This is a genomic window from Vibrio zhanjiangensis (assembly GCF_030161235.1).
Classification (GTDB): Bacteria; Pseudomonadota; Gammaproteobacteria; order Enterobacterales; family Vibrionaceae; genus Vibrio; species Vibrio zhanjiangensis.
Genome location: NZ_BSPW01000045.1, coordinates 1 through 3,942 on the forward strand (window position 1 = coordinate 1; position 3,942 = coordinate 3,942).

Consider the following 3,942-nt stretch of genomic DNA (forward strand, 5'->3'; position numbering starts at 1 on the left):
ATGTAAGGATACGACAGAGTCGAATGGTATTTATCCCGTCAAGATCCCTCAGTAATGACAGTCCGCTTTAGATAAGGTGGATTCAAAAGAAATGTAGTTGTCAGGCCCTGATTGACAGATACCGATACTCAACGAAATATCATTCCTAATTGAATGCAGTTGCTTCCATAGTCTTGGAATATAGTTAGACCGCGCATCCTTCTCACCGCAATTTGGCATGACAATAGCAAATTCATCCCCTCCAACGCGAAAGCTGAGATCCACGCTACGCGAGACACCTCGAATACTATCAGCAACAGCAACAAGCACACTATCACCATCATCATGACCATTGGTGTCATTAAAGTTTTTAAAGTCATCAACATCGATATAGACGATAGTAAATGGTTCGTTTCTGCTCCTAATATCGGCAAACATGGGCTCGACCAATTCAGAGAATGCTCGCTTGTTGTACAGATTGGTTAACGAATCAAGCCGTACCATGTCTTCAAGACTTTGCGTTCTTTTCGCCACTAAGTTTTCGAGATCATCCACATAATCAGAATACTTGTTCCTTTCAAACTCAATTTCATGCATCATACTACGGATATAAGTATCAAATACATAAGACACATCAAAATCTATTAATCTGCTAATATTGGTGCATAATTTATCTGATATTTCTTTGTCTTCTATATTTCTTTTAACGGTACTAAAAATCGTTTCTTTTAAATAATTGACGGCTGATAGGTACAACTGAGGATCAACACCAATTCTCTTGTGAACTAGCCCTATTCTTAACCTATGCTCCACGTACTCAAGGTTAATTTCTTTAACAAACAAATCCATCACATACTTTCGCAGTGCCGCCATCAGTCGTTTAAGCGTACCAGCATCACCAATTAAAGACTCGACCTCAGGCTTTTTAGTCTGATGATGATAAAATGCATTGACGACGTCATCGAGCTCTCGGCTCACAATGGTCTTCAACGTTCTAATTTCGTGTAGGTCCGTTTCGGTCAAACGAAAAAGAGCCAAACGCTGTTTCAATGCGTTTTCCGAAATCTTCTGCTGCTCGACGAGCGACTTGTCTGTGATCTTCATTTGAAAAACCTAGCCTAGAATTATTTTTATATACAAATAATAGTTCAAGATGCAAAAAAATATAGGTTAGGTAGATTTTAAAAGTTGACAAAGCCCCATACCGGCATAGTGGTCAACTTTTGCTTCCAATGACAAATGTGAGATGTCTAGGTCACGATAGACTCCCACATTTTTTACCAATACTTAATAATTTTGTCGCTCTTTTTTATGCTAATCCTTCCTTACTATTAATAAGTTATCATTTAGTCTCAGAAAGTAGTGGGAATGACATATGAATTGGTTTCTAAAACAAGCGGCCAAGAGGGCAGCTAAGCAAGCTGCAAAAAAAGTAGCTAAGCAGGCAGCCAAACAAGCCGCCATGCAAGCAGAGCAGGCCGTTAGAAAAGCAGAGCAAGCAGCAAGAGATGCGGCCATGCATGCCATTGAGGCACCAAACGCTAATCCACCAAACCAAAATCCAGAACCTAACACAACCACTTCCCCCTTTTCACAGCAAGGGACAAAACTGACTGACAGCACCTTCGCTGATACCATAGGTCTTGCGATGCACAACGCCATCAATAATCAACAACAATCTCATGTGACCACTTCCGCCACCGTTGCCAGTACCTGCGCGAGAATATTGGCAACATCCGTCGGCTCACCAGTTTCAGGGTCAAAACAAACGCCATCGATAGGGAAAATTAAACCTGATGGGCTCGTGTTTCACAACCCTAAAACGCAATAGAAAATATTGGATTAATGCTTAACTCTGGTGGTTGTAAAAAACTAAAAGTGATATTTAAGTCCGATAGATATGATCGAGTGTTGGTTATCTAATCCACCCGCATTAGACGCAATCGTGGTAGCACCTGTCGTTGTATTCACCTGCGTGATATCAGCGCGTGCTTCGAAATACTGAGTGTAAACATACTCAGCATAAATTTGGCTTTGAGGTGAAAAACTGTAACTGTAGTTCAGTGATAAAGAGAGGAAATCGGAAAGCTCATTACTTTCATCGTAAAACCTCAAATTACGTAGATAGTGATTGTCAACATCTTTGGCATAAGCGAAAGGACTCCATTTGAAATCAGAGCCAAACGTGGAACGCGAGCTTAACTGGTACTGAGCTGCGAGACCCAGATAAAACACGCTAAACTGCTGTTTATAATCGATGAGGGTAATATCGGCAAAAGACCCCACATTAGTGCCATTACTGTACGAATATGTTCCACCAATACCTTCCCATTTTAACTCGTTATATTGATAACCACTGAGCAATCCTAGACTGAAATTGTTGTGTTGCAAGAACCAGTAAGTGGCATTCAAATCGAGTTCAAACGCATGCCTTAACTTGGTATCGGGATGCACAGAAATATCCGTAGGGGTCGATTGATTAACGTCGAGCCAATCTCTGTCTTCCATATGGGCATCGCCATCACTCGTCATTGCAGTCCAAAATTGTGCAGAAAAAAGCCACCGCTCACTCGCCTGCCAAGAAGACCCCAAATGGATGATCGGTACGCCATCTATTTCCCAATCAAGCTGGCTCAGTACTTGACCAGAGCTTCTGTACACCAATTCCGTCGAAGAACCATTTAACATACCTAGTGACGTTTCAAACGTCACACTACCTTGTGCACTAGCAGGCGTAATTTCACAAATAAAGCAAGGGGCAAAGATCAGTAAACGAAAGCATTTCACGACCATGATTCATATTCCACTCAGGTGCCGATCCAATAAAAGAAATGAATTTTTGTCTCAACTGACTATCAAAAGAATGTTAACTACCTCATTAAACCTAGAGCACAGCAAAACCATGGTCAAACTAGCCAGTAGCAAAAACGGCAAATACACAGAAACAAGCCGACACTTTTCACTCACCCAATGAACAGGACCTGGTTATATGATTATGATTTTGTTCATTATTTGGTAGAAAATAGTGATAAATGTTAGGTATTCATCCATTGATTTTATCACTAAGAAGATAGCGCTTTTCTGAGCAATAATGAGCGCTTATCATGCGCCTGCCTAAAGGCCTTAAGACATGAAATCCATAAGGTTATTGACTGTCATTAAGCTAAATGAAATTAAGAAATAACGAATTCAACACTAAAGGTTGGTTGATTATGCAGTTTAAATCTCTATCCATCGCGTCACTCTTACTTGTTGCTTCAACAAGCTCATTCGCTTCCTACATTAAAATACTAAATGATGATGAGCAGTCTACTTACCATCTATCTAAATACTGTGCAACTGAGCTTTATCAGCTTAAGACTGAAGCGCCAGATGCATGGATTGGTCAGTCTGAATATGTGGAATACCACAACGGCAGATACGGATTCAACTACCGCGTCTACCATGCGCCAAACTACTTTGAAACTGAGGAACTGGCGGTACTGAGACTGAACGCTATTCCTGTGCCACCACCAGTGCCTGCAGACGCGCCAAGCCATACATATAACTGTACTATTACGCGATAACGCGCAATCAGTGACTCCTTTCGCTCAAGCGCTAAACTCAATTTTCCTTGCCTAGTTTATTGTTTATCAGCGAAGAGTAAATATCCGCGTGTGGTGTCAACTCTCCCACGCGGACTATTGACACTAGCCCCTATATTGACGTTGGCACACGGCATTGCTTTATTTCAGCGATAGCCACCTCGATTGACAAGCATTTTCATACACTCACCGCTTCTCATCAAACCATTCAATCGTTAATCGCTCAATCCCTTTCAATTATTATTAAAATTGTCAAAATGAGTAATTGGACTAATCTTTATCTGTACAAGATGTTTAATCTAGGTAAACAATGATGATGTGATCACCAAGCGATTCTGTCGTACCTTAATTACCAAGCGACTTTGTCATTACGTTAACT

At 40.9% G+C, this 3,942-nt stretch carries 4 protein-coding genes; 2 read left to right on the top strand and 2 right to left on the bottom strand.

What is annotated here, in order from left to right; all coding sequences use genetic code 11:
* Positions 1–48: 48 nt before the first annotated feature.
* The gene (locus QQK21_RS12000; RefSeq protein WP_284192432.1) at positions 49–1,083 is read right to left on the bottom strand and encodes a GGDEF domain-containing protein; all 1,035 of its coding nucleotides are present in this window, start codon (positions 1,081–1,083) and stop codon (positions 49–51) included.
* A 271-nt stretch (positions 1,084–1,354) separates the two neighbouring features.
* Between QQK21_RS12000 and QQK21_RS12005 the strand changes: the two genes are divergently transcribed.
* Positions 1,355–1,810, top strand: a complete 456-nt coding sequence (locus QQK21_RS12005) for a RebB family R body protein (protein ID WP_284192433.1) — start codon at positions 1,355–1,357, stop codon at positions 1,808–1,810.
* 41 nt (positions 1,811–1,851) lie between these two features.
* On the opposite strand, the gene QQK21_RS12010 is transcribed toward QQK21_RS12005, so the two are convergent.
* Positions 1,852–2,772, bottom strand: a complete 921-nt coding sequence (locus tag QQK21_RS12010) for an omptin family outer membrane protease (protein ID WP_284192434.1) — start codon at positions 2,770–2,772, stop codon at positions 1,852–1,854.
* 419 nt (positions 2,773–3,191) lie between these two features.
* Between QQK21_RS12010 and QQK21_RS12015 the strand changes: the two genes are divergently transcribed.
* A complete protein-coding gene (locus QQK21_RS12015) occupies positions 3,192–3,545 on the top strand; it encodes a hypothetical protein (protein WP_284192435.1) in 354 nt (117 codons plus the stop codon).
* Positions 3,546–3,942: the final 397 nt, after the last annotated feature.